At 59.4% G+C, this 22,270-nt stretch carries 21 protein-coding genes; 15 read left to right on the top strand and 6 right to left on the bottom strand.

The genetic code is table 11. The annotated features are described in order from the left end of the window. Positions 1 to 189 (top strand): putative ATP-dependent zinc protease (locus AC1DRJ_RS06745; RefSeq protein ID WP_477801415.1); only part of this gene is annotated, 189 nt, incomplete at its 5' end. Next, positions 186 to 1,091, top strand: coding sequence for a 30S ribosomal protein S6--L-glutamate ligase (rimK, locus tag AC1DRJ_RS06740; protein WP_007949201.1), 906 nt, complete (start codon positions 186 to 188; stop codon positions 1,089 to 1,091). The genes AC1DRJ_RS06745 and rimK, both read left to right, overlap by 4 nt. A gap of 144 nt (positions 1,092 to 1,235) precedes the next feature. On the opposite strand, the gene AC1DRJ_RS06735 is transcribed toward rimK, so the two are convergent. Together AC1DRJ_RS06735 and ompR are read right to left on the bottom strand one after the other, a co-directional pair. Then, positions 1,236 to 2,549, bottom strand: a complete 1,314-nt coding sequence (locus tag AC1DRJ_RS06735; RefSeq protein ID WP_477790323.1) for an ATP-binding protein — start codon at positions 2,547 to 2,549, stop codon at positions 1,236 to 1,238. A gap of 103 nt (positions 2,550 to 2,652) precedes the next feature. After that, positions 2,653 to 3,393 carry an osmolarity response regulator transcription factor OmpR gene (gene ompR, locus AC1DRJ_RS06730; protein WP_007949203.1) on the bottom strand — a complete coding sequence of 247 codons (741 nt, stop codon included), beginning with the start codon at positions 3,391 to 3,393 and terminating at the stop codon, positions 2,653 to 2,655. 360 nt (positions 3,394 to 3,753) lie between these two features. Between ompR and AC1DRJ_RS06725 the strand changes: the two genes are divergently transcribed. The 7 genes from AC1DRJ_RS06725 (at position 3,754) to tauD (ending at position 12,230) form a co-directional block, all read left to right on the top strand. After that, positions 3,754 to 6,078, top strand: coding sequence for a Tex family protein (locus AC1DRJ_RS06725; RefSeq protein ID WP_477801414.1), 2,325 nt, complete (start codon positions 3,754 to 3,756; stop codon positions 6,076 to 6,078). Further along, positions 6,078 to 6,461 carry a PaaI family thioesterase gene (locus tag AC1DRJ_RS06720; protein ID WP_477801413.1) on the top strand — a complete coding sequence of 128 codons (384 nt, stop codon included), beginning with the start codon at positions 6,078 to 6,080 and terminating at the stop codon, positions 6,459 to 6,461. The genes AC1DRJ_RS06725 and AC1DRJ_RS06720 overlap by 1 nt, the downstream gene beginning before the upstream one ends. Positions 6,462 to 6,775: 314 nt before the next feature. Next, positions 6,776 to 8,359 (top strand): glutamate--cysteine ligase, encoded by a 1,584-nt coding sequence (gshA, locus tag AC1DRJ_RS06715; RefSeq protein ID WP_477801412.1) that lies wholly within the window; start codon positions 6,776 to 6,778, stop codon positions 8,357 to 8,359. A 280-nt stretch (positions 8,360 to 8,639) separates the two neighbouring features. Continuing rightward, a complete protein-coding gene (tauA, locus tag AC1DRJ_RS06710; protein ID WP_477801411.1) occupies positions 8,640 to 9,617 on the top strand; it encodes a taurine ABC transporter substrate-binding protein in 978 nt (325 codons plus the stop codon). Positions 9,618 to 9,633: 16 nt separating this feature from the next. Then, positions 9,634 to 10,428, top strand: a complete 795-nt coding sequence (gene tauB / locus AC1DRJ_RS06705; RefSeq protein ID WP_477801410.1) for a taurine ABC transporter ATP-binding subunit — start codon at positions 9,634 to 9,636, stop codon at positions 10,426 to 10,428. Next, positions 10,425 to 11,258, top strand: a complete 834-nt coding sequence (tauC, locus tag AC1DRJ_RS06700) for a taurine ABC transporter permease TauC (protein WP_477801409.1) — start codon at positions 10,425 to 10,427, stop codon at positions 11,256 to 11,258. The genes tauB and tauC overlap by 4 nt, the downstream gene beginning before the upstream one ends. A gap of 129 nt (positions 11,259 to 11,387) precedes the next feature. After that, the gene (gene tauD, locus AC1DRJ_RS06695; protein ID WP_477801408.1) at positions 11,388 to 12,230 is read left to right on the top strand and encodes a taurine dioxygenase; all 843 of its coding nucleotides are present in this window, start codon (positions 11,388 to 11,390) and stop codon (positions 12,228 to 12,230) included. Between the two features lie 131 nt (positions 12,231 to 12,361). On the opposite strand, the gene mgrA is transcribed toward tauD, so the two are convergent. Both mgrA and AC1DRJ_RS06685 read right to left on the bottom strand, forming a co-directional pair. Beyond that, the gene (gene mgrA / locus AC1DRJ_RS06690; RefSeq protein WP_477790308.1) at positions 12,362 to 13,399 is read right to left on the bottom strand and encodes an L-glyceraldehyde 3-phosphate reductase; all 1,038 of its coding nucleotides are present in this window, start codon (positions 13,397 to 13,399) and stop codon (positions 12,362 to 12,364) included. A 236-nt stretch (positions 13,400 to 13,635) separates the two neighbouring features. Next, positions 13,636 to 14,526: a LysR family transcriptional regulator gene (locus AC1DRJ_RS06685; RefSeq protein ID WP_477801407.1), complete on the bottom strand. Its 891-nt coding sequence runs from the start codon at positions 14,524 to 14,526 to the stop codon at positions 13,636 to 13,638. Positions 14,527 to 14,648: 122 nt separating this feature from the next. Between AC1DRJ_RS06685 and AC1DRJ_RS06680 the strand changes: the two genes are divergently transcribed. Both AC1DRJ_RS06680 and AC1DRJ_RS06675 read left to right on the top strand, forming a co-directional pair. Beyond that, positions 14,649 to 15,383 carry an SDR family oxidoreductase gene (locus AC1DRJ_RS06680; RefSeq protein WP_477801406.1) on the top strand — a complete coding sequence of 245 codons (735 nt, stop codon included), beginning with the start codon at positions 14,649 to 14,651 and terminating at the stop codon, positions 15,381 to 15,383. 157 nt (positions 15,384 to 15,540) lie between these two features. Continuing rightward, positions 15,541 to 15,801: a hypothetical protein gene (locus AC1DRJ_RS06675; protein WP_477801405.1), complete on the top strand. Its 261-nt coding sequence runs from the start codon at positions 15,541 to 15,543 to the stop codon at positions 15,799 to 15,801. A 26-nt stretch (positions 15,802 to 15,827) separates the two neighbouring features. On the opposite strand, the gene betT is transcribed toward AC1DRJ_RS06675, so the two are convergent. Both betT and epsC read right to left on the bottom strand, forming a co-directional pair. Beyond that, positions 15,828 to 17,783 (bottom strand): choline transporter BetT, encoded by a 1,956-nt coding sequence (gene betT, locus AC1DRJ_RS06670; protein ID WP_477801416.1) that lies wholly within the window; start codon positions 17,781 to 17,783, stop codon positions 15,828 to 15,830. A 415-nt stretch (positions 17,784 to 18,198) separates the two neighbouring features. Beyond that, the gene (epsC, locus tag AC1DRJ_RS06665) at positions 18,199 to 19,125 is read right to left on the bottom strand and encodes a serine O-acetyltransferase EpsC (RefSeq protein ID WP_477801404.1); all 927 of its coding nucleotides are present in this window, start codon (positions 19,123 to 19,125) and stop codon (positions 18,199 to 18,201) included. A 190-nt stretch (positions 19,126 to 19,315) separates the two neighbouring features. On the opposite strand from epsC, the gene AC1DRJ_RS06660 reads away from it, so the two are divergent. From AC1DRJ_RS06660 to AC1DRJ_RS06645, 4 genes are all read left to right on the top strand, one after another. Beyond that, positions 19,316 to 20,308 carry a D-cysteine desulfhydrase gene (locus AC1DRJ_RS06660; protein WP_477801403.1) on the top strand — a complete coding sequence of 331 codons (993 nt, stop codon included), beginning with the start codon at positions 19,316 to 19,318 and terminating at the stop codon, positions 20,306 to 20,308. 292 nt (positions 20,309 to 20,600) lie between these two features. After that, on the top strand, positions 20,601 to 21,395 hold the full coding sequence (tcyJ, locus tag AC1DRJ_RS06655) for a cystine ABC transporter substrate-binding protein (protein WP_477801402.1): 795 nt from the start codon (positions 20,601 to 20,603) through the stop codon (positions 21,393 to 21,395). Further along, entirely contained in the window at positions 21,395 to 22,060 is a 666-nt protein-coding gene (gene tcyL, locus AC1DRJ_RS06650) for a cystine ABC transporter permease (protein WP_477801401.1), read from the top strand. Before tcyJ ends, tcyL begins: the two co-directional genes overlap by 1 nt. A 4-nt stretch (positions 22,061 to 22,064) precedes the next feature. After that, positions 22,065 to 22,270, top strand: a 206-nt coding sequence (locus AC1DRJ_RS06645; RefSeq protein ID WP_477801400.1) for an ATP-binding cassette domain-containing protein, incomplete at its 3' end; no start/stop codon positions are given.

Raw genomic sequence — 22,270 nt, 5'->3', positions numbered from 1 at the left:
ACCCTGGCCCTCGGTGATCGGGTCTGGCGGGTCGAGTTCACGCTCGCCTGCCGCAAATCCATGCGTTATCGCCTGTTACTCGGTTCAAAAGCCCTGATTCACGGCCAATTGGTGGTCAACCCGGGCATTAAGTACGTACAAGACAAGCCGGTGTTCCCGGTATCTACCTCCTCCACAGGTGTTGCATGAAGATCGCTGTGCTGTCGCGGAACCCGCGTCTGTATTCCACTCGTCGTCTGGTTGAAGCCGGTACCGAACGTGGCCATGAAATGGTGGTGATCGACACCCTGCGCGCCTACATGAACATTGCCAGCCACAAGCCGCAGATCCACTACCGCGGCAAACCGCTGGAAGGTTTCGATGCGGTGATCCCCCGGATCGGTGCATCGGTAACGTTTTATGGCTGCGCGGTGTTACGTCAGTTCGAAATGATGGGTGTGTTTCCGCTCAATGAATCGGTGGCCATTGCCCGCTCACGGGACAAACTGCGCTCGCTGCAATTACTGTCACGCCGCGGGATCGGTTTGCCGGTGACCGGTTTTGCTCACTCACCGGACGACATCCCCGACCTGATCGACATGGTCAACGGTGCTCCGCTGGTGATCAAGGTGCTGGAAGGCACCCAAGGCATTGGCGTGGTGCTGTGTGAAACGGCGACGGCAGCAGAGTCGGTGATCGAAGCGTTCATGGGCCTGAAGCAGAACATCATGGTTCAGGAGTACATCAAGGAAGCCGGCGGTGCCGACATTCGCTGCTTCGTAGTCGGCGACAAGGTGATCGCAGCGATGAAGCGCCAGGCCAAGCCAGGAGAGTTCCGCTCCAACCTGCATCGGGGCGGTAGCGCCAGCCTGATCAAGATCACACCGGAAGAGCGTATGACCGCATTGCGTGCGGCGAAGGTGATGGGCCTTGCGGTAGCGGGGGTGGACATCCTGCGCTCCAATCACGGACCGCTAGTGATGGAAGTGAACTCGTCACCGGGTCTGGAAGGAATTGAAACAACCACCGGGAAGAACGTGGCGGGGATCATCATTGAGCATCTGGAGAAGAATGGCGGGCCGAATATGACGCGGACCAAAGGGAAGGGTTAACCCTAATTTTCGCGGCGGCCGGAAGGCCGCCTTCGCGAGCAAGCCCGCTCCCACATTAGACCGCGTACTATCCAGCGACTCGGTCTAATGTGGGAGCGGGCTTGCTCGCGAAGGGGCCGTCAGCCCCAGCCAAGATGTCAGTTGTTAAACCGCATCCCGAGGCAACATCAACCCCAGCGGCAACCGCACCCGCGCTTCCAATCCGCCACCGGATCGATTGCGCAATTCAACATTCCCGCCATGCATCGAAGCAATCCGCTTCACGATCGCCAGCCCCAAACCAGTGCCCTTCCCGCCCCGCGCACGATCACCTCGAGTGAACGGATTGAAGATCGCTTCCAGTTCAGCAGGATCTATCCCCGCCCCACGGTCCATGACACTCAGCACCACATACGGCGCGCTGGTATCACCGGAGACATAGGCCGCCACCTCAACGCCGCTGCCCGCGTGGTGCAAGGCATTGCCAATCAGGTTGTTCAGCAAGCGCTTCATTGATACCCGACGCAACGGAAACGGCTGGATCGGTTCCAGGCGCAGATGGACCTTTTCTTCGTTCTGGTTATACGGCGCAGCGACTTCGCGAACCAGGTCGCTCAAGTCCACCTCTTCCACCGATTCGTCACGGCCATCGCGAATGAACGCCAGGAACTGATCGAGGATCGCGTCCATGTCTTCGATGTCGCGCACCATGTCATCGGTCAGATCAGTGCGATCCCCCATCAACTCCAGGGACAGACGCAATCGGGTCAAGGGGGTCCGCAAATCGTGGGACACACCAGCCAGCATTAACTCGCGCTCACGACCGGCCTGCTCGACGTCTTCGGCCATCTGGTTGAAGGCGCGATACACCTCGGTCATTTCACTCGGCGTATCGCTGATCGGCAGGCGTACGCTGCGCCCCTGACCGAGTTGCCTTGCGGCATACACCAGACGTTTCAATGGTTGATTGAGCTGACTGACGAAGATCCATGCCGACGCGGTGGACAGCAAGCCAATGGCGAGGAACCAGCCGAGCACGTTCCAGATTTTCTGACCACGCAACGGATGCGGGTACAGCGGCACTTTCAACCAGCCATCGCCCAGGCTTGGCGCCCGGACCCACAGCGCTGGCGGTGAGTGCATGCGTAACCGGACTTCGGTGTCGGCACCCAGTTCGGCCTGCATCTGTCGCTGGTAGATCTCGCTGTACGGCCAATGGTGCTCACCTTCCGGCACACCGGCACCGACGACCCGGATCAAGGTGGCGGCATCGGCGATCTTCGTGCGGTTTTCTTCATCGGCGGCCCAATAGGCGCGTAGCGTCAGGGCGACGCCGTGGCTGTATTGACGGTCCACCAGCACATCTTCGTTCATCAACAGATAAACCAGGGTCAGCGCTTTGGAAAACAGGACGACAATCAGCACCAGCCAAAGGGTGCGGGAGAAGAAGCTCTGGGGGAACCAAACGGGGGTTTTCATGGATAGCCGCTACACACTTGCAGGAGCGAGCGATGCTCGCATATTGCGGATCGCGAGTCTGCGGGCAACTTCGCCCGCAAGACCCGCTCCTACAAATCGCCGATCACTTGGTGGCGGCGCCATCCGGAACGAACACGTAGCCCACGCCCCAGACAGTCTGGATGTAACGTGGCTTGGACGGATCGGGTTCGATCATCCGGCGCAGACGGGATATCTGTACATCAATGGAACGCTCGAGGGCATCCCACTCACGGCCACGGGCCAGGTTCATCAATTTGTCACGTGTCAGTGGCTGACGCGCATTCATGACCAATGCCTTGAGGACCGCGAATTCACCGGTGGTGAGCATGTGCACTTCGTCACCGCGCTTGAGTTCGCGGGTCGCCAGCGACAGCACGTAATCACCGAAGGTCACGCTTTCGTCTTCGCTGCCCGGCGCACCCGGCACCGGCGTCGATTGACGACGCAAGACCGCTTTGACGCGGGCCATCAGTTCGTCCGGATTGAACGGCTTGGCCAAGTAATCGTCGGCGCCCAGTTCCAGGCCCTTGATACGGCTCAGCTCGTCGCCCTTGGCGGTCAGCATGATGATAGGGATCTGGTTGTTCGCCGTGCGCAGGCGGCGGCAGGCGGTCAAGCCGTCTTCGCCAGGCAACATCAGGTCGAGGACAACCAGGTTGAACACTTCGCGCGCCAGCAGGCGATCCATTTGCTCTGTGTTCGGAACGGCGCGGGCGCGGTAGCCCTTGCTGACAAAAAAGCGTTCCAGCAGGCTGCTGAGCCCCGGATCGTCGTCAACAATAAGAATTTTTTCGCCTTCAGCAGTGTTTGCAGTGCTGCTCATTAGATGCTCCTTTGGTCTCGGCGCGCAYTATGGCGTAGCTGCCGTTATACGCACCGAGTGCATTGTTAGCAGATTTTTCCTCCACTGCCAGCAAACCGGCCATTACGCTCCAGCCGGCGATGCCCCCGAACTGCCGAACGCTGGTTATAATGCGCGGCGTTTTGTGTCAGGCAACATCAGACAGGTACTACAGACCGGCGCCTTTTAATTTCCGGGGCCGCGCAGTAATTGTTCGATTTCACGGGTCAATGGGGTGCCCTTTGATCCAGGCAGCGGCGCAGGCCAGGCCGCTCAACCAGACTCGCAGAGCCTTTAATTCTGCGCCTGCGAGCCTGCTTTCACAATTTGTCAGGTGGTTTTATGGACAGCATCAACAGCCGCATCGCCGAGGAACTCGGTGTACGCCCACAACAGGTCGAAGCGGCCGTCGCGCTACTCGATGAAGGCTCTACCGTTCCCTTCATCGCCCGTTACCGGAAAGAAGTGACTGGCAGCCTCGATGACATCCAGTTGCGACATCTGGAAGAGCGTCTGCGCTACCTGCGAGAACTCGACGAACGGCGCATCAGCATCCTCGCCAGCATCGAAGAGCAAGGCAAGCTGACTCCTGCGCTTGAGCGCGACATCAAACTCGCCGACACCAAGACCCGCCTCGAAGACTTGTACCTGCCGTACAAGCAAAAGCGCCGCACCAAGGGCCAGATCGCCCTGGAAGCCGGCCTCGGCGAACTGGCTGACGGCCTGTTCAACGACCCGTCCCTGACGCCCGACACCGAAGCCGCACGCTTCATCAACGCCGAAAAAGGCGTGGCCGATGTGAAGGCAGCCCTCGAAGGCGCCAAATACATCCTCATGGAACGCTTTGCCGAAGACGCCGGCCTGCTGGACAAACTGCGCTCCTACTTGAAGCAGGAAGCCACTCTCAGCGCCCGCGTCATCGCTGGCAAGGAAGAGGAAGGCGCCAAGTTCCGCGACTACTTCGAACACGACGAACCGCTGAAAAGCATGCCATCGCACCGCGCACTGGCGATTTTCCGTGGCCGCAACGAAGGCATTCTCAGCTCTGCGCTGAAAGTCGGCGACGAACTGCCGGGCACCATGCATCCGTGCGAAGGCATGATCGGCCAGCAATTCGGCATCCAGAACCAGAACCGCGCTGCCGACAAATGGCTGGGCGAAGTGGTGCGCTGGACCTGGAAGGTCAAGCTCTACACCCACCTCGAAACCGACTTGTTGGGTGAGCTGCGCGATGGCGCGGAAACCGAAGCGATCAACGTGTTCGCGCACAACCTGCACGACTTGCTGCTGTCGGCCCCGGCCGGCCCGCGCGCCACCCTGGGTCTCGACCCGGGCCTGCGCACCGGCTGCAAAGTTGCCGTGGTCGACACCACCGGCAAGCTGCTGGATCACGCCACGGTCTACCCGCACGTGCCGCACAACAAATGGGATCAGACCCTGGCGATTCTCGCTGCCCTGTGCGCCAAGCATTCGGTCGACCTGATCGCCATCGGCAACGGCACCGCCAGCCGCGAAACCGACAAACTGGCCGCTGAGCTGATCAAGAAATACCCAGCGATGAAGATGACCAAAGTGATGGTTTCCGAAGCCGGCGCATCGGTTTACTCGGCCTCCGAATTGGCTTCGAAAGAGTTCCCGGATCTGGACGTTTCGATCCGTGGCGCCGTGTCGATTGCCCGCCGCTTGCAGGATCCACTGGCTGAGTTGGTGAAGATCGATCCGAAATCTATCGGTGTCGKTCAGTACCAGCACGACGTGTCGCAGCTGAAACTGGCGCGTGGCCTGGACGCGGTTGTCGAGGACTGCGTGAACGCCGTGGGCGTCGACGTCAACACCGCCTCCGTGGCGCTGCTGGCCCGTATCTCCGGTCTCAACGCGACCTTGGCACAAAACATCGTCAGCCATCGCGATGAGCACGGCGCATTCAAAACCCGCGCTGCGTTGAAGAAAGTCGCGCGTCTGGGCGAAAAAACCTTCGAACAGGCTGCAGGCTTCCTGCGCGTGATGAACGGCGACAACCCGCTGGATTCGTCGGCCGTTCACCCGGAAGCCTATCCGCTGGTGCAACGCATCGCCGCTGAAACCGACCGCGACATCCGCTCGCTGATCGGCGACGCGAGCTTCCTCAAGCGCCTTGATCCGAAGAAGTACACCGACGAAACCTTCGGTCTGCCGACGGTCACCGACATCCTGCAAGAGCTGGAAAAACCTGGCCGCGATCCGCGTCCCGAGTTCAAGACTGCCGAGTTCCAGGAAGGTGTCGAAGACCTCAAGGATCTCGAATTGGGCATGATCCTCGAAGGCGTGGTGACCAACGTGACCAACTTCGGTGCATTCGTCGATATCGGCGTGCATCAGGACGGTTTGGTGCACATCTCCGCGCTTTCGGAGAAGTTCATCAAGGATCCGCGCGAAGCGGTGAAGGCCGGTGATGTGGTGAAAGTTAAGGTCATGGAAATCGACATCCCGCGCAAACGCGTAGGCCTGTCGATGCGCATGAGCGACACCCCGGGCGAGAAAATCGACGGCGCTCGCGGTGCACGTCCGGGGTCGGCGCCACGCCAGTCCCAGAACACTGCACCACGCAAGGAAACCACTGCTGCAGCCCCGAGCAACAACGCGATGGCGTCGCTGTTCGCCAACGCCAAGCAGTTGAAGAAACGCTGATGGAGATCCCTGCCGGGCTGACCGAAAGCGCGTTTTTCAAGCTGCTGGGGTGTCGCTTGCACAGCCTGGACACCGGGGTGGCGCAAGTCGCCTTGGCGCTGGAACCGGAGCTGCGCAATCGCGGCGGCAAGTTGCATGGCGGGGCATTGTTCAGCCTGGTGGACATTGCCATGGGGCTGGCCTGTTCCAGCACCCACGGCTTTGGCCAGCAGAGCGCGACCATCGAATGCAAGATCAACTACATTCGCGCCGTTTCAGACGGTGAAGTGATGTGCACGGCGCGGGTGATCCACCCGGGCCGCCGCACGTTGGTCGTTGAAGCTGATGTGATGCAGGGCGACAAACTGGTCGCAAAAGCACAAGGCACGTTCGCTGTCCTGTAGCTAGATGCCACCCATTTGAGTTAATTTCGGCGCAATGCAACCTGTGGGAGCGCCTGTGGCGAGGGAGCTTGCCCCCGTTGGCTGCGAAGCAGCCCCAAAATCTCTGAATGTCTAAGGTTTTGTGAGTGCTATGCACTCAAACGGGGGCAAGCCCCCTCGCCACAGGTCGCTCCCACAGGGATTACTCAGCTGAATAACCGGCATAAGGCCTGTCAGGCTCAAAAACCAGGCGAAAACGCCAGTTTTAACTTCACCCTTGTAGACCGTCTTGCCCACCCCCATATTGGGGCGACTGACGCGTGAAGGAATCCAACTTGAGCGAACTTCTCAACCGCCGCCTGGCCCTGCTTGGCGAGCGCGCTAACCTCTCTCTGCTCGAACAGTGCCTTCACGGCATCGAACGTGAATGCCTGCGCGTGACAGGTGAAGGTCGCCTGGCGCAAACGCCGCACCCGGAAGAATTGGGTTCCGCGCTGACCAACGAACAAATCACCACCGACTATTCCGAGTCGCTGCTGGAGTTCATCACGCCCGCCCTGCCCGACCCGGCAGATACGCTGGCGAGCCTGGACAAGATTCATCGTTTTGCCTACAGCAAGCTCGGCAACGAGTTTCTGTGGAGTCCCTCTATGCCGTGCCCGTTACCGGCCGAGGCAGACATCCCGATTGCCTATTACGGCACGTCCAACATCGGTCAGCTCAAGTACGTCTATCGCAAGGGCCTGGCCCTGCGTTACGGCAAGACCATGCAGTGCATCGCCGGGATTCACTACAACTTTTCCCTGCCGGAAAAGCTCTGGCCGCTGCTCAAAGAGGCCGAAGGTTTTGTCGGCACCGATCGCGACTATCAGTCCTCGGCCTACATCGCGCTGATTCGCAACTTCCGTCGCTACAGCTGGCTGCTGATGTACCTGTTCGGCGCCTCGCCTGCGCTGGACGCCGGTTTCCTGCGCGGTCGTTCGCACCAGCTCGAACAACTGGACCCGGACACCTTGTACCTGCCGTACGCCACCAGCCTGCGCATGAGCGATCTCGGTTACCAGAGCAACGCCCAGGCCGGTTTGACGCCGTGCTACAACGACCTGTCGAGCTACACCGACAGCCTGCGCCAAGCAGTGGCCACGCCGTATGCGCCCTATGTCGAGATCGGCACACATCAGGACGGTGAGTGGGTTCAGCTCAACACCAACATCCTGCAGATTGAAAACGAGTACTACTCCAACATCCGCCCGAAACGCGTGACCTACACTGGCGAACGGCCGATTCAGGCGCTGGTGGCCCGTGGCATTCAGTACGTTGAAGTGCGCTGCCTGGACATCAACCCGTTCCTGCCGATGGGCATCGACCTGCCAGAGTCGCGATTCCTCGACGCGTTCCTGCTGTATTGCGCGCTGAACGACAGCCCGTTGTTGAACAACAACTCTTGCGGCAATGCCACCTCGAACTTCCTTAGCGTGGTCAAGGAAGGTCGCCGTCCGGGCCTGCAATTGAAACGCGGCGGTGAATCGGTGGACCTCAAAGAGTGGGCCAGCGAGTTGTTGGAGCAGATCGCTCCGTTGGCGGCGATGCTCGATCAAAGCCATGGCGGCGATGCGCACAGCAAGGCGCTGGATGCGCAGTTGGCCAAGGTCAAGGATTCCTCGCTAACACCTTCGGCCCAGGTGCTGGCGGCCATGGCGGAACACAAGGAAAGCTTTGCTCAGTTCTCTTTGCGTCAGAGCCGGGCGCATGCGGATTTTTTCCGCAGCGAGCCGTTGAGTGGTGAAGACCAGGCGAAATTTGAAACACTGGCGCGTTCTTCGCTGGCAGCTCAGGTTGAACTGGAGCAGAACGAAGTCGGCGATTTCGATGTGTTTGTCGGGTCGTATCAGGCGAGCATTCTGGCGATCAGCAACTAGCCCGCCAAAGCAGGCCCCCTGTGGTGAGGGGGCTTGCCCCCGTTGGACTGCGCAGCAGTCCCCTCACATATCCAGGTAAACCGGGTTGACCGCATTACGACTGCTTCGCAGCCGAACGGGGACGAGCCTCCTCGCCACAAAAGTTCCGCCTCAGAGTAATGATCGACCTCTAGTATTTTCCTCTCATAAGCTAATTCGAAAAAGTTATTTATTTTTGAATTCTTAGATCATTTAGTCTCCTTTGACGCCGACTCTCGGTCGCCTGACAAGGAGCTTCCCAATGAAACTGCATTTCCCTCTTCGCCTCCTGGCGGCCGCCTCTTTGGCTGCAGCAAGTTTCTTTGCCCAAGCGGCTGACGTCACCGTCGCCTACCAAACCACCGTGGACCCGGCGAAAGTCGCCCAGGCCGACGGCGCATACGAAAAAGCCACCAACGCCAAAATCGACTGGCGCAAATTCGATAACGGTGCCGACATCATCGCCGCCATCGCGTCCGGCGACGTTCAGATCGGCTACCTCGGTTCCAGCCCTCTGACCGCTGCGATCACTCGCAAAGTCCCGGTCGAAACGTTCCTCATCGCCACCCAGATCGGTGCCGCTGAAGCGCTGGTCGCTCGTGACGGTTCCGGGATCAAAACCCCGCAAGACCTGATCGGCAAGAAAATCGCCGTGCCCTTCGTTTCCACCGGCCACTACAGCCTGCTGGCCGCGCTGAAGCACTGGAACATTGATCCATCGAAAGTCACCATCCTCAACCTCGCCCCGCCCGCAATCGTCGCCGCATGGAAACGCGGTGACATCGACGCCACTTACGTGTGGGACCCAGCCCTCGGTGTGGCCAAGGAAAACGGCAAAGTGCTGATCACCTCGGGTGAACTGGCCAAGTTCGGCGCGCCGACGTTTGATGCCTGGATCGTGCGCAAAGACTTTGCCGAGAAGCATCCGGAAATCGTTACCGCGTTCGCCAAAGTGACTCTGGACGCCTACGCCGACTACCGTAAAGACCCTAAAGCCTGGCTCGCCAATCAATCCAACGTCGACAAACTGGTGAAGCTGTCTGGCGCCAAGGCCAGCGATATTCCGCTGCTGCTGCAGGGCAACGTCTACCCACTGGCGGCTGATCAAGTGCTCACCCTCGGCGCGCCGACCACCAAGGCCATCACCGACACCGCTGTGTTCCTCAAGGAACAAGGCAAGGTCGAAGCCGTGCTGCCGGACTACGCGCCGTACGTCAGCGCCAAGTTCATCACTAATTGATCGGGAGTTAATCGCGATGGCCTTGCTACAGCTGGAGCGCATCAGCGCACAGTACCCCGGTAGCCCGGACCCGGTACTGGCGGATATTTCCCTGAGCCTCGGCCCCCAGCAATTGCTGGTCGCCCTCGGCCCGTCCGGCAGTGGCAAGACTTCGCTGTTGAACCWGATTGCCGGATTTGTCGAGCCGAGCGCCGGGCGCATCACCCTCGACGGCGTGCCGGTCAATGGCCCCAGCGCCGAACGTGGCGTGGTGTTTCAGGACGATGCGCTGCTGCCTTGGCAGGACGTGTTGGCCAACGTTGGATTCGGCCTGGAACTGGCCGGTGTTTCCCGGGAAAAACGCGAAATCCGCGCAAGGGAAATGCTCGCGCTGGTCGACCTTTCCGGTTTCGAAAATCGTCGCATCTGGCAGCTCTCGGGCGGCCAGAAACAGCGTGTGGGCCTCGCTCGTGCATTGGCCGCCGATCCCCGTGTTTTGCTCATGGACGAGCCCTTCGGCGCCCTCGACGCGTTCACCCGCGAACAGATGCAAGAGCTGCTGCTGCAAGTCTGGCAGCGCACCGCCAAACCCGTATTCCTGATTACCCACGACATTGAAGAAGCTGTGTTCCTCGCCACGGATCTGATTCTGCTGGCGCCGAATCCTGGGCAAATCGTCGAGCGTCTGAGCCTGGATTTCGGTCAGCGTTATGCTGCTGGCGAGTCGGCCCGGGCGATCAAATCCGACCCGCGCTTTATCGAAACCCGCGAACACGTGCTCGCCAAAGTCTTCTCGCAACGCAGCGCCGCCACGCGGCAGGAGCGCGCATGAGTAGCTATGAAATTCCAGCCGTCGCGCTGAAAACGGGCTCGAAGGTGATACCGGTTCGACGCAGTCTCAGCACACGCTGGATCAGCGTGCTGACGCTGGTCGCCCTCGTTACCCTATGGTGGGCGGTTACCGCCACGGGAATGATCGAACCGCTGTTCCTGCCGCCACCGTCCGCCGTGTTGCAAAAAGGCTGGCTGCTGGCAACCACCGGCTATATGGATTCGACGTTGTGGCAGCACTTGGGCGCGAGTCTCAGCCGAATAGGTCTGGGCCTGGGCTTCGCCGTACTGACGGCCGTGCCAGTCGGCATCGCCATCGGTCACAACCGTATTGCTCGCGGCATTCTCGATCCGCTGATCGAGTTTTACCGTCCGATTCCGCCATTGGCTTATTTGCCGCTGATCGTGATCTGGTGCGGCATTGGTGAGCTTTCGAAAGTGTTACTGATCTACCTGGCGATTTTCGCCCCGATCGCCATCGCCACTGCGACTGGCGTGCGAACCGTCGACCCGGCAAAATTGCGTGCCGCGCAATCCTTGGGGGCGACCCGGGCGCAGTTGATTCGTCATGTGATTCTGCCGAGTGCCTTGCCGGATATTTTGACTGGTGTGCGCATTGGGCTGGGTGTGGGTTGGTCGACGCTGGTCGCCGCCGAATTGATCGCCGCCACCAGCGGGCTGGGCTTCATGGTGCAGTCGGCCGCGCAGTTCCTGGTTACCGATGTGGTGGTGCTGGGGATTCTGGTGATTGCGCTGATTGCCTTCGCCATGGAAATGGGCCTGCGCACCCTGCAACGCAAGCTGGTGCCGTGGCACGGCCAGGCCCATTAAAAACCTGTAGGAGCTGGCTTGCCCGCGATGGCGGAGAGTCAGGCGACATCAATGTCTGCATTGCCGTCGTCATCGCAGGCAAGCCAGCTCCCACAAAAGCTCGACACACCGAATTCGAAGAGAAATTCCATGAGCAGCCTAAACATCGTCCCTTTAAGCTCAGCCCTCGGCGCACAAATCAGCGGAGTCGACATCAGCCAGCCGCTGACCCCGGAGCAACGCAACGCCATCGAACAAGCGCTGCTCAAGCATCAAGTACTGTTCTTCCGCGATCAGCCGATCACCCCACAACAGCAGGCACGATTCGCCGCCAATTTCGGCGACCTTCACATTCATCCGATCTACCCAAATGTGCCGGAACAACCGGAAGTACTGATCCTCGATACCGCCGTCACCGACGTGCACGATAACGCGATCTGGCACACCGACGTGACCTTCCTGCCGACCCCGGCCATGGGCGCGGTACTCAGTGCCAAGCTGCTGCCGGAGTTTGGTGGCGACACGTTGTGGGCCAGCGGGATAGCCGCGTATGAAGCGCTGTCGGTACCGATGAAAAGCTTGCTTGAAGGGTTGACCGCAACCCACGATTTCACCCGTTCATTTCCGCTGGAGCGTTATGGCAATACGCCCGATGCACTGGCTCAGTGGGAAGAAGCTCGGCGTAAAAATCCGCCACTTTCACATCCGGTCATTCGCACACACCCAGTAAGCGGGCGGCGCTCGTTGTTCGTCAACGAAGGCTTCACGTCGAAGATCAATGAGCTGTCTGAAACCGAGAGCGAAGTGATACTGAAGTTTTTGTTCGCTCATTCAACGCGACCGGAATTTACCATTCGCTGGCGCTGGCAGAAGGATGATGTGGCATTTTGGGATAACCGCGTGACCCAGCATTACGCTGTGGATGACTACCGGCCGGCGCGGCGGGTGATGCAGCGGGCGACGGTGTTGGGGGATGTGCCGTTCTTCCGCTAATTCCGGAATCCGATCGTTCCCACGCTCCGCGTGGGAATGCGGCTCGGGACGCTCCGCGTCCCATCCAAAGCCGAACGCGGAGCGTCCGCTGAGGCGTTCCCACGCAGAGCGTGGGAACGATCAGTGCTCGGTTACTCAGCCGTCGAAGGCTTCTCCCAAAGATTAATCCCGCCCTCCTGGGCAAACCGGTCTATCTCCGCCAACTCATCCGCGCTAAAGCTCAAATTCTTCAACGCCCCGACGTTCTCGATAATCTGCTCCGGCCGGCTCGCGCCGATCAGTGCCGACGTCACCCGTGGATCGCGCAGCGTCCACGCCAGCGCCAACTGCGCCAAACTCTGCCCACGCCCCTTGGCGATTTCGTTGAGCCCGCGCACATGGGCGATGTTGGCTTCGGACAAGTGCGAAGACTGCAACGAAGCACCGCCCGGACGATTGACCCGCGCATCCTTCGGAATGCCATTGAGGTATTTATCGGTCAGCAGGCCCTGCGCCAACGGCGTGAAGGCAATCACGCCAGTGCCGAGTTCGTCGGTGACGTCCAGCAGGTCTTTTTCAATCCAACGATTGAGCAGGTTGTACGCCGGCTGATGAATCAGCAGCGGCACCTTCCACTCTTTCAAAAGCGCTGCCATCTCACGGGTTTTCACCCCGGAATACGACGAGATGCCAATGTACAACGCCTTGCCTTGTTGCACCGCTGTGGCCAGTGCACTGGCGGTTTCTTCCAGCGGGGTGTCCGGGTCGAAACGGTGTGAATAGAAAATATCCACATAGTCCAGGCCCAGTCGCTGCAGGCTCTGATCCAGGCTGGCCAGCACGTATTTGCGCGAACCACCGCCCTGCCCGTACGGACCGGGCCACATGTCCCAACCGGCCTTGCTGGAGATGATCAGTTCGTCGCGATACTGCTTGAAGTCTTCACGCAGCAACCGGCCGAAGTTGATCTCGGCGCTGCCATACGGCGGGCCATAGTTGTTGGCCAGGTCAAAGTGATTGATCCCCAGATCGAACGCCGTACGCAGCAACGAGCGCTGGGTATCAATCGGCGTACTGTCACCGAAGTTGTGCCACAGCCCCAGGGACAACGCCGGCAGCACCAAACCGCTGCGACCCACGCGGCGGTAAGGAATGGAATCGTAGCGGTTTTCGGCAGCGGTGTAGGTCATCGAATCCTCTCTTGTCGGTCTTGAATGCGGTATCGACTGCGTCGCAAGTTGCCCAGCATACGCCCTGACAAACGCCGATAAACCTCGGACTCGAGAAAATGCTGAAACGTTTCACAGATGATCGTTCCCACGCTCTGCGTGGTAACGCTGCCAGGGACGCTCCGCGTTCCTTTTTTCCAAGTGACGCAGAGCGTCACGGGATGCATTCCCACGCRGAGCRTGGGAACGATCAGCTCTCAAACGGCCCCCGCAAACACCTCCCCCAACCAATCCACAAACACCCGAACCCGTGGCGACATGTGTCGGTTGTGCGGATACAACACCGAAACCGGCATCGGCGGTGGTGGCGTGTCGATGAGCACTTCCTGCACCAGTCCCTGGGCAATCTGCGTTTCCATCCGGTAGTGCGGGCACTGGATCAGCCCGAGCCCGGCGATCGCCGATGCGGCGTAGATTTCTGCGCCGAACACTGAAAGCGCGCCGTCGATGGCCACTTCTTTCAACTCGCCATTCACCATGAATTCGAAAGGAAACAGCTTGGCAGTGGTGCGGGAGACGTAGTTCACCGCGCGGTGATGTTTGAGGTCGTCGAGGGTTTTCGGTTCGCCGTATTTGCGCAGGTACGCGGGACTGGCGCAGGTGATCTGGCGCAGGTTGGCGATGCGTTTGCCGATCAATGCCGAATCACTCAACGTGCCGGCGCGCAGTACGCAGTCGACGCCTTCGGCGATCAAGTCGACAAAGCGGTCGGACTCGCTGATGGACAGTTCGATCTGCGGGTAGCGCTCCATGAATCGCGGCAATGCGGGGATCACAAAACTCTTGGCCAGCGTGCCGTGCAGGTCGACGCGTAACCGGCCTTTCGGGGCGCCGCCGCGAAACGCCAGTTCGGCTTCTTCCAGTTCCGCCAGCAATTGCACGCAGCGCAGGTAGTACGCCTCGCCGTCGAGGGTCGGGCGCACCTTGCGCGTACTACGCTCCAGCAACCGCGTGCCGAGCCAGGCTTCGAACTGGTTCAGGGTGTGGGTCAACGTGGCGCGCGGCAGGTTCAGGTCTTCGGCCGCCTGGGTGAAGCTGCTGCGTTCGTAGATCCGCACGAACACTTTCATCGCTTTGACTTGATCCACGCGCGCCTCCGATTGTTGGCGATTATTGAACAGTCAAGGCAACTCTCGTGCATTTATCAACCTGAGTAAACATGTGAATCTGGCTTCACACCGAGCCAACCACCTCATCAGGAATCAACACCATGACTACTCAGAAAGTTGCCATCGTCACCGGCGCATCCCGTGGCATCGGCGCCGTGATTGCCAAACAACTGGCCAGCGACGGTTTCGCCGTCGCGATCAATTACGCCAGCAGCGCCACTGAAGCCTCGGCCCTGGTGGTGGAATTGCGTGAGGCCGGCCATCAAGCCATGGCGATCAAGGCTGACGTGGCCAACGCTGACGACGTGCGCCGGATGTTCGACGAGACCGAAACACAACTGGGCAAGGTCGACGTGCTGGTCAACAACGCTGGCATCCTCAAGGTGCTGCCGCTGGCACAACACACCGATGAACTGTTCGAGCAGACCTTCAACATCCACGCACGCGGTACGTTCAACACGTTGCGTGAAGCGGCGACGCGATTGAACAGTGGCGGGCGGATCGTCAACTTTTCCAGCAGCACTGTCGGCCTGAATCTGCCGGGTTATGCGGTGTACATCGCCAGCAAAGCGGCGGTGGAATCGCTGACTCAGGTGTTTGCCAAGGAAATGCGCGGGCGCAATATCACCGTGAATGCCGTGGCGCCGGGGCCGGTTGCCACCGAGTTGTTTTTGCACGGCAAGAGTGAAGAACAGATTCAGAATTTCGCCAAGATGCCGCCGCTGGAGCGCCTGGGTCAGCCGGAGGATATTGCTCGGGTAGTGTCGTTTCTGGCGGGGCCGGATTCGGCTTGGGTCAATGGGCAGATTTTGCGCGCTAATGGTGGGTTGGTTTAACTATGATCATATGAAGACCGCATTGAACCCTTCGCGAGCAAGCCCGCTCCCACATTATTTGACCGCGTTAAATCTAGCAACTCGGTCAAATGTGGGAGCGGGCTTGACCGCGAAGGCGGTTTAACAGGCAACAAAAATTTAAAGGATGGACCTCATCATGCACACAGCCATCATCATCACCTTCGGCCTGGCCCTCCTCGCCATGATGCTGTTCATCGGCGAAAAAATCGGCTTCAGCCGCCAGACGCTGACCTACAGCTTTGTGGTCCTGTGGTTGGCATTGACGGTGATCAACGGAGCCATCGGTGTGGTCACTGCCGGCCAGCCCTTGAGTTCAGAGCTGGTGATCGGCACGGCGGTGTTCAGTGTGCCGGTGGCTGCGCTGGTGCTGTTCATGGTGATGAGCGCCGAAGCCTGAAACAGGCCCGGCGCAACGGTTTTCAATCATCGCACCAAATGCAAAAACTGCAGATGCCGTTCGTACTGATCAAGGATGTCGTTGATGATTTGATCCTTGGTGTAACCCACCAGATCGTAGTCCTGACTGCCCTCGCTCAAATGCACTTCTGCCCGGTAGTAACGACGGTTGTTGAGTTGCTTGGACCCCATGCCGCCTCGGGCAAAGGATGGCGTGAAATAGCCGCGCATCTGCACCTGATAAATAAATGGGTGCTGTTCACCGTGACCGATTTCCAGGCTGACGCTGTCGTTGACCGGGTCTGGTTGCGTGATCACGTTCAAACCCTTTTCGACGAACACCGCCGACACTTCCTCAATCGCCGGTCGCACCGTCGTATCGAGAAAACGGTACACCTCATCGCGGGACGGGAAGTGCACTGCCTGACTCAAGCGCTGACGCCAGCCACCGCGTCGTGAGCCGGCCACTGGCGCCAGGGAATGCAGTTGCGCGATCTGCTTCTGGGACTCCAGGTAGAACGCCTTGTGCAGCCCCCACATCATCAACAACAGGATCAGCGAAAACGGCAGCGAGGTCAGTACCACCGCCGACTTCAACGCATCGATGCTGCCGGAGAACAACAGCGCACTGGTCACCAGCGCGGTCATCGCGCCCCAGAACACCCGCAGCCATTTCGGCCCGTCTTCATCTGGATTGCCACCCTTGGCGGACAACGTCGACAGCACCACCGTGCCGGAGTCGGCTGAGGTGACGAAGAACACGAAGCTGATGAACACCGTCACGGCAATAACGGTTTTGCTCCACGGGTAGGTTTCCAGCAGTAGGTAGAGGGTCATCGACGGGTTGTCGATGGCCGACATGCCGAGCGCGCTCATGCCATGATTGAGCACTTGGTCGATGGCGCTGTTACCGAAAATCGACATCCACGCCAGGGTGAAGCCGAGCGGGATCAGCAACACGCCGAAAACGAATTCGCGGATGGTCCGGCCACGAGAAATGCGCGCGATAAACAGGCCCACGAACGGCGACCATGCGATCCACCAGGCCCAATAGAACACCGTCCAGCCGCCGAGCCAGTCGCTCGGTTTGTCATAGGCGTAAAGGTCAAAACTCTTCATCGGCAAGGCGCCGAGGTAGTCGCCGACGTTCTGGATCAAGGTATTTAGCAGGTGCTGCGTGGGGCCGGCGAACAGCACGAAGAGCAACAGCGCGCAGGCCAGCAGCATGTTGATGTCGGACATCACCCGCACGCCCTTATCGACGCCGGACACCGCGACGATGATCGCCGCGCCCATCATCAGCGTGATCAAACCGACCTGAATCCACTGGGTGTGAGCGATGCCGAACAGGTAATCCAGCCCGGAGTTGAGGTGCAGCACACCGAAGCCCATGTCGGCACCGAGACCGAACACCGTGGCGATGATGCCAAAGCCGTCCACCGCATAACCGATGGGGCCGTTGATGCGCTTGCCGATCAGTGGATACAACGCCGAACGCAGGGCCAGCGGCAGGTTGTGGCGGTAAGCGAAATAGGCCAGCGCCATGCCGACAAAAGCGAACACACCCCAGCCGTGCAGACCCCAGTGCAGAAACAGAATCTGCATCGCCTGACGCGCCGCATCCGCCGTCCCAGCCTCGCCTTGCGGCGGTTGCGCCAAGTGGGTCAGCGGTTCGGATACGCAAAAGAAAAACAGCGTGATGCTGATCCCGGCGGCGAACAGCATGCCGGCCCAGGACAGGTAACTGAATTCGGGTTCGTCGTGGTCGGCACCGAGCTTGATCTTGCCGTAGCCGGACAAGGCGGTGACCACCACGAAGACCAGATACAGGGTCATCGCGAGCATGTAGTACCAGCCGACCGTATTGGCCGCCCAGTTTTGCGCCGCCAGCAACCAGGCACCGGCCTGTTCAGGCATGGCGATAACGACAATGCCGAAGAGCAGAATGAAGCTCGCCGAGAAGTAGAACACCGGCGGGTTCATGCGGACCAGGCCGCTGGGAGGAAGGGACGATGCACTCATGAAACGTGCACCTCGACGGGGTAAAACGTGGCTGTAAAAATCGGACTCAGCAAAGGCAAGCCTCCTGTTGTGAGCGGGCAGCGAACCGCCGGTTTAACTTGAATGAACGTTCAAGTTAAACATGGATAGGGGGCTAAGGACTAATCCCGAGGCTCGACGGTCGTGCTTGTAAGCTAGCTCAAGGATGGGTAGGAGGAGGTTTTTTGAGGATTCGTTCAGTTGAGATTTAGCTGACGACGACTACTGGGATCGACTTGAAATCTTTCGCGAGCAAGCCCGCTCCCACATTTGATCGCGTTGATGCCAGCGACTCAATCTAATGTGGGAGCGGGCTTGCTCGCGAAGACGGTGGATCAGTCAGCGCAGATTTCGCGGCTTACTTCTGCGTCCCATCATCATGCTGCAAATTCGCCTGCGTCAGGTTGCAGCCCGCCGGCACGCTACGGGTCAGCCAGACGTTCCCACCAATGGTCGAACCCTTGCCAATCGTGATCCGCCCCAGAATCGTCGCCCCGGCATAGATCACCACGTCATCCTCGACAATCGGATGGCGCGGATGGCCTTTCTGCAACTGACCGTCCTCGTCAGACGGGAAACGTTTGGCACCCAAGGTGACCGCCTGATAAATCCGCACCCGCTCACCGATAATCGCGGTCTCGCCGATCACCACGCCCGTTCCGTGATCAATGAAGAAGCTGCGACCGATCTGCGCGCCAGGATGAATGTCGATACCGGTGGCAGAATGGGCGATTTCCGAGCTGATCCGCGCCAGCAACGGCAACCCGGCGCGATACAAATGGTGGGCCAAGCGATGGTGAATCACCGCCAGAATGCCTGGGTAGCAGAGCAACACTTCATCGACACTGCGCGCTGCCGGGTCGCCGTGATAGGCCGCCAGCACATCGCTATCCAGCAAACTGCGCAGCCCCGGCAAGGCGAGCGCAAAGTCCTGAATGATCTGAATGGTTTTGTCTTCGATGTCAGCCTCCGCCTGCTGACTGTGGCGAGCGGCGTAGTGCAACTCCAGCCGAGCCTGCGCCAGCAGCGCATTCAACGCCACATCCAGAGTGTGGCCGACGTAGAAGTCCTCACTCTCTTCGCGCAAATCCACCGGCCCCAGGCGCATGGGGAACAACGCCCCGCAGAGTGCTTCAAGAATCTCCGACATGGCCGCTCGCGAAGGCAATTCGCGTCCGCCCTGTTCGGTGCTGGCACGGCCATTTTGTGCGCGCCACTCAGCACGCGCCGTGCGCAGTTGGCTGACGATGGTCTGCAGTTGCCAATGACTGGAACGCTCGCTCACGGTAAAAACTCCTCACGGGCGGCCGGACTGTCTGGCCGCGCTGACGGGGTTTACTTTACGGCAAGGTCTTGAAGCCGAATTAAGAACCAATTGTGCAGAGTTCAGAACCTTTGGCTATAAGTGATTGGCGGTTGCCCAGGCAAATGGGCGTGCCTATAGTCCAGACATCTTTCTCCGCCAGTACGGACCCATGATCAAACAACAGCTCGCTCGTTTTAACCGTCTCGATTTACTCGGCCACCCCACTGCCCTGGAAAAACTTGAACGCTTGTCGACCTGGCTGGGCCGCGATGTGTACGTCAAACGCGATGACCTTACGCCGCTGGCCATGGGCGGCAACAAGCTGCGCAAACTGGAATACCTCGCCGCCGATGCACTGGCACAAGGCGCCGACACGCTCATCACCGCAGGCGCGCTCCAGTCCAACCACGTGCGCCAGACAGCCGCCATTGCCGCCAAACTGGGCCTGGGTTGCGTAGCGTTGCTGGAAAACCCTTTGGGGACCGACGACGCCAACTATGTCGGCAACGGCAATCGGCTGTTGCTGGACCTGTTCGATGCCAAGGTCGAACTGGTAGAAAACCTCGACAACGCCGACGAGCAATTGCAGGCCTTGGCCGAGCGCCTGCGCAACAACGGCAAAAAGCCGTATCTGGTGCCAATTGGTGGTTCGAATGCCTTGGGCGCATTGGGTTATGTACGCGCCGGTCTGGAACTGGCCGAGCAGATCAAAGACACCGGCCTGCAATTTGCCGCCGTAGTCCTCGCATYGGGCAGCGCCGGCACCCATAGCGGTCTGGCGTTGGCACTGAGTGAAGCACTGCCGGATTTGCCAGTGATCGGCGTCACGGTTTCCCGTAGCGATGAAGATCAGCGACCGAAAGTCCAAGGCCTTGCCGAGCGCACGGCCGAGTTGCTGGGCGTGCAGCTGCCAGCGAGTTTCAAAATTGAACTGTGGGACGAATATTTCGGCCCGCGCTATGGCGAGCCGAATGCCGGAACACTGGCGGCGGTGAAGCTGCTGGCCAGTCAGGAAGGTTTGCTGCTGGACCCGGTTTATACCGGCAAGGCCATGGCCGGGTTGCTCGATGGTATTGGACGCGGGCGCTTCGATGGGGGGCCAATTATCTTCCTGCACACCGGTGGGGCGCCGGCATTGTTTGCCTACAAAGACTTTTTTTAGCCGATCGCTATGCAGCTTGTGACACTCTGCGTCACTGGACGCGGAGCGTCCCTAGAGGCATTCCCACGCGGAGCGTGGGAACGATCTTGCATCCGATTGAATATGCGATTTGGAAATAACTAGATCAATATTGAGTATTTTCCAATCTAAAGACGCCATCATATAGTCGCGCCGCAGGCGAATTTGCAGCGAGACGCATAAGCTGCTTTAGGGCAGGATATTGCAGTCGTCCAAATCCCGAATTTGCCAACCTTCTTAAAGCGTCTTCCATAAGAAAACACAGGGGCTTTTCATGAATTTTTCCGCACTACGTCGAAACCTGCTGGTCGGTTCACTGGGCCTGGCGCTGAGCGCCGGTTTGCTGGGCCAGGCAGTTGCCGGTGAGCAACTGCAAAAAATCAAAGACGCTGGCGTGATCAACGTCGGCCTGGAAGGCACTTATCCACCGTTCAGCTTCGTCGACGCCGACGGCAAACTGTCCGGCTTCGAAGTCGAGTTCTCCGAAGCCCTGGCCAAAGAGCTGGGTGTGAAGGCCAAACTGCAACCGACCAAATGGGACGGCATCCTCGCAGCGCTGGAATCCAAGCGTCTGGACGTGGTGATCAACCAGGTGACCATCTCCGAAGAGCGCAAGAAGAAGTATGACTTCTCCGTGCCGTATACCGTCTCGGGGATTCAGGCGCTGACCCTGACCAAGAACAAAGACACCGTCAAGACCTCCGCCGACCTGGCCGGCAAGAAAGTCGGCGTAGGCCTGGGCACCAACTACGAGCAGTGGGTCAAGGAAAACGTCCCAAAAGCCGACATCAAAACCTATGACGATGATCCGACCAAGTTCCAGGACCTGCGCGTCGGCCGCATCGACGTCATCCTGATCGACCGCCTCGCCGCGCTGGAATACGCCAAAAAAGCCAAGGATACTTCCGCCGCCGGCGAAGCGTTTTCCCGCCAGGAAGCCGGTATTGCCCTGCGCAAAGGCGAGCCTGAGTTGCTTGCAGCGATCGACAAAGCGATCGACAAGCTGCGTGCCGACGGTACGCTGAAAAAGCTTTCGGAAAAATACTTCAGCGCTGACGTCACTCAATAATGGAAGCAGCTTTCCAACTGGCACTGGAATCCGCGCCCTTTCTGCTCAAGGGCGCGTACTACACAGTGATCCTCAGCCTGGGCGGGATGTTCTTCGGCCTGGTGATGGGTTTCGGCCTGGCGCTGATGCGCCTGTCGCGCTTCAAACTGGTGAGCTGGATCGCCCGCATCTACGTGTCGTTCTTTCGCGGCACGCCGTTGCTGGTGCAACTCTTCGTGATCTATTACGGCTTGCCGCAACTGGGCATCGAACTTGATCCGCTGCCAGCGGCGATGATTGGCTTCTCGCTGAACATGGCCGCCTACGCCTGCGAAATCCTGCGTGCCGCGATCAGCTCCATCGAGCGCGGCCAGTGGGAAGCTGCCGCGAGTATCGGCATGACCCGTGCGCAAACCCTGCGTCGGGCCATCCTGCCGCAAGCGATGCGCACGGCCTTGCCGCCGCTGGGCAACAGCTTCATTTCGCTGGTCAAGGACACGGCGCTGGCCGCCACCATTCAAGTGCCGGAACTGTTCCGTCAGGCGCAGCTGATTACCGCTCGCACCTTCGAAATTTTCACCATGTATCTTGCCGCCGCGCTGATCTACTGGATTCTGGCCACGGTGCTGTCGCACCTGCAGAACAAGTTGGAAGAGCGGGTCAATCGGCACGATCAGGAGTCCTGACCCCATGATTGTCGTGGAAAAACTGACAAAGCAGTTCAAGGGTCAAGTCGTGCTCAACGGCATCGATCTGCAAGTGAAGGAAGGTGAGGTCGTGGCGATCATCGGGCCTAGCGGCTCGGGCAAAACCACGTTTCTGCGTTGCCTGAATTTTCTCGAAGAACCCACCAGCGGCCGGATCAAGGTCGGCGACATCGAGATCGATGGCAGCCG

It is taken from the genome of Pseudomonas sp. P5_B2, assembly GCF_056400445.1.
Note: the sequence above shows the minus strand (reverse complement) of the source record. Positions and strands in the feature narration are given on the sequence as shown.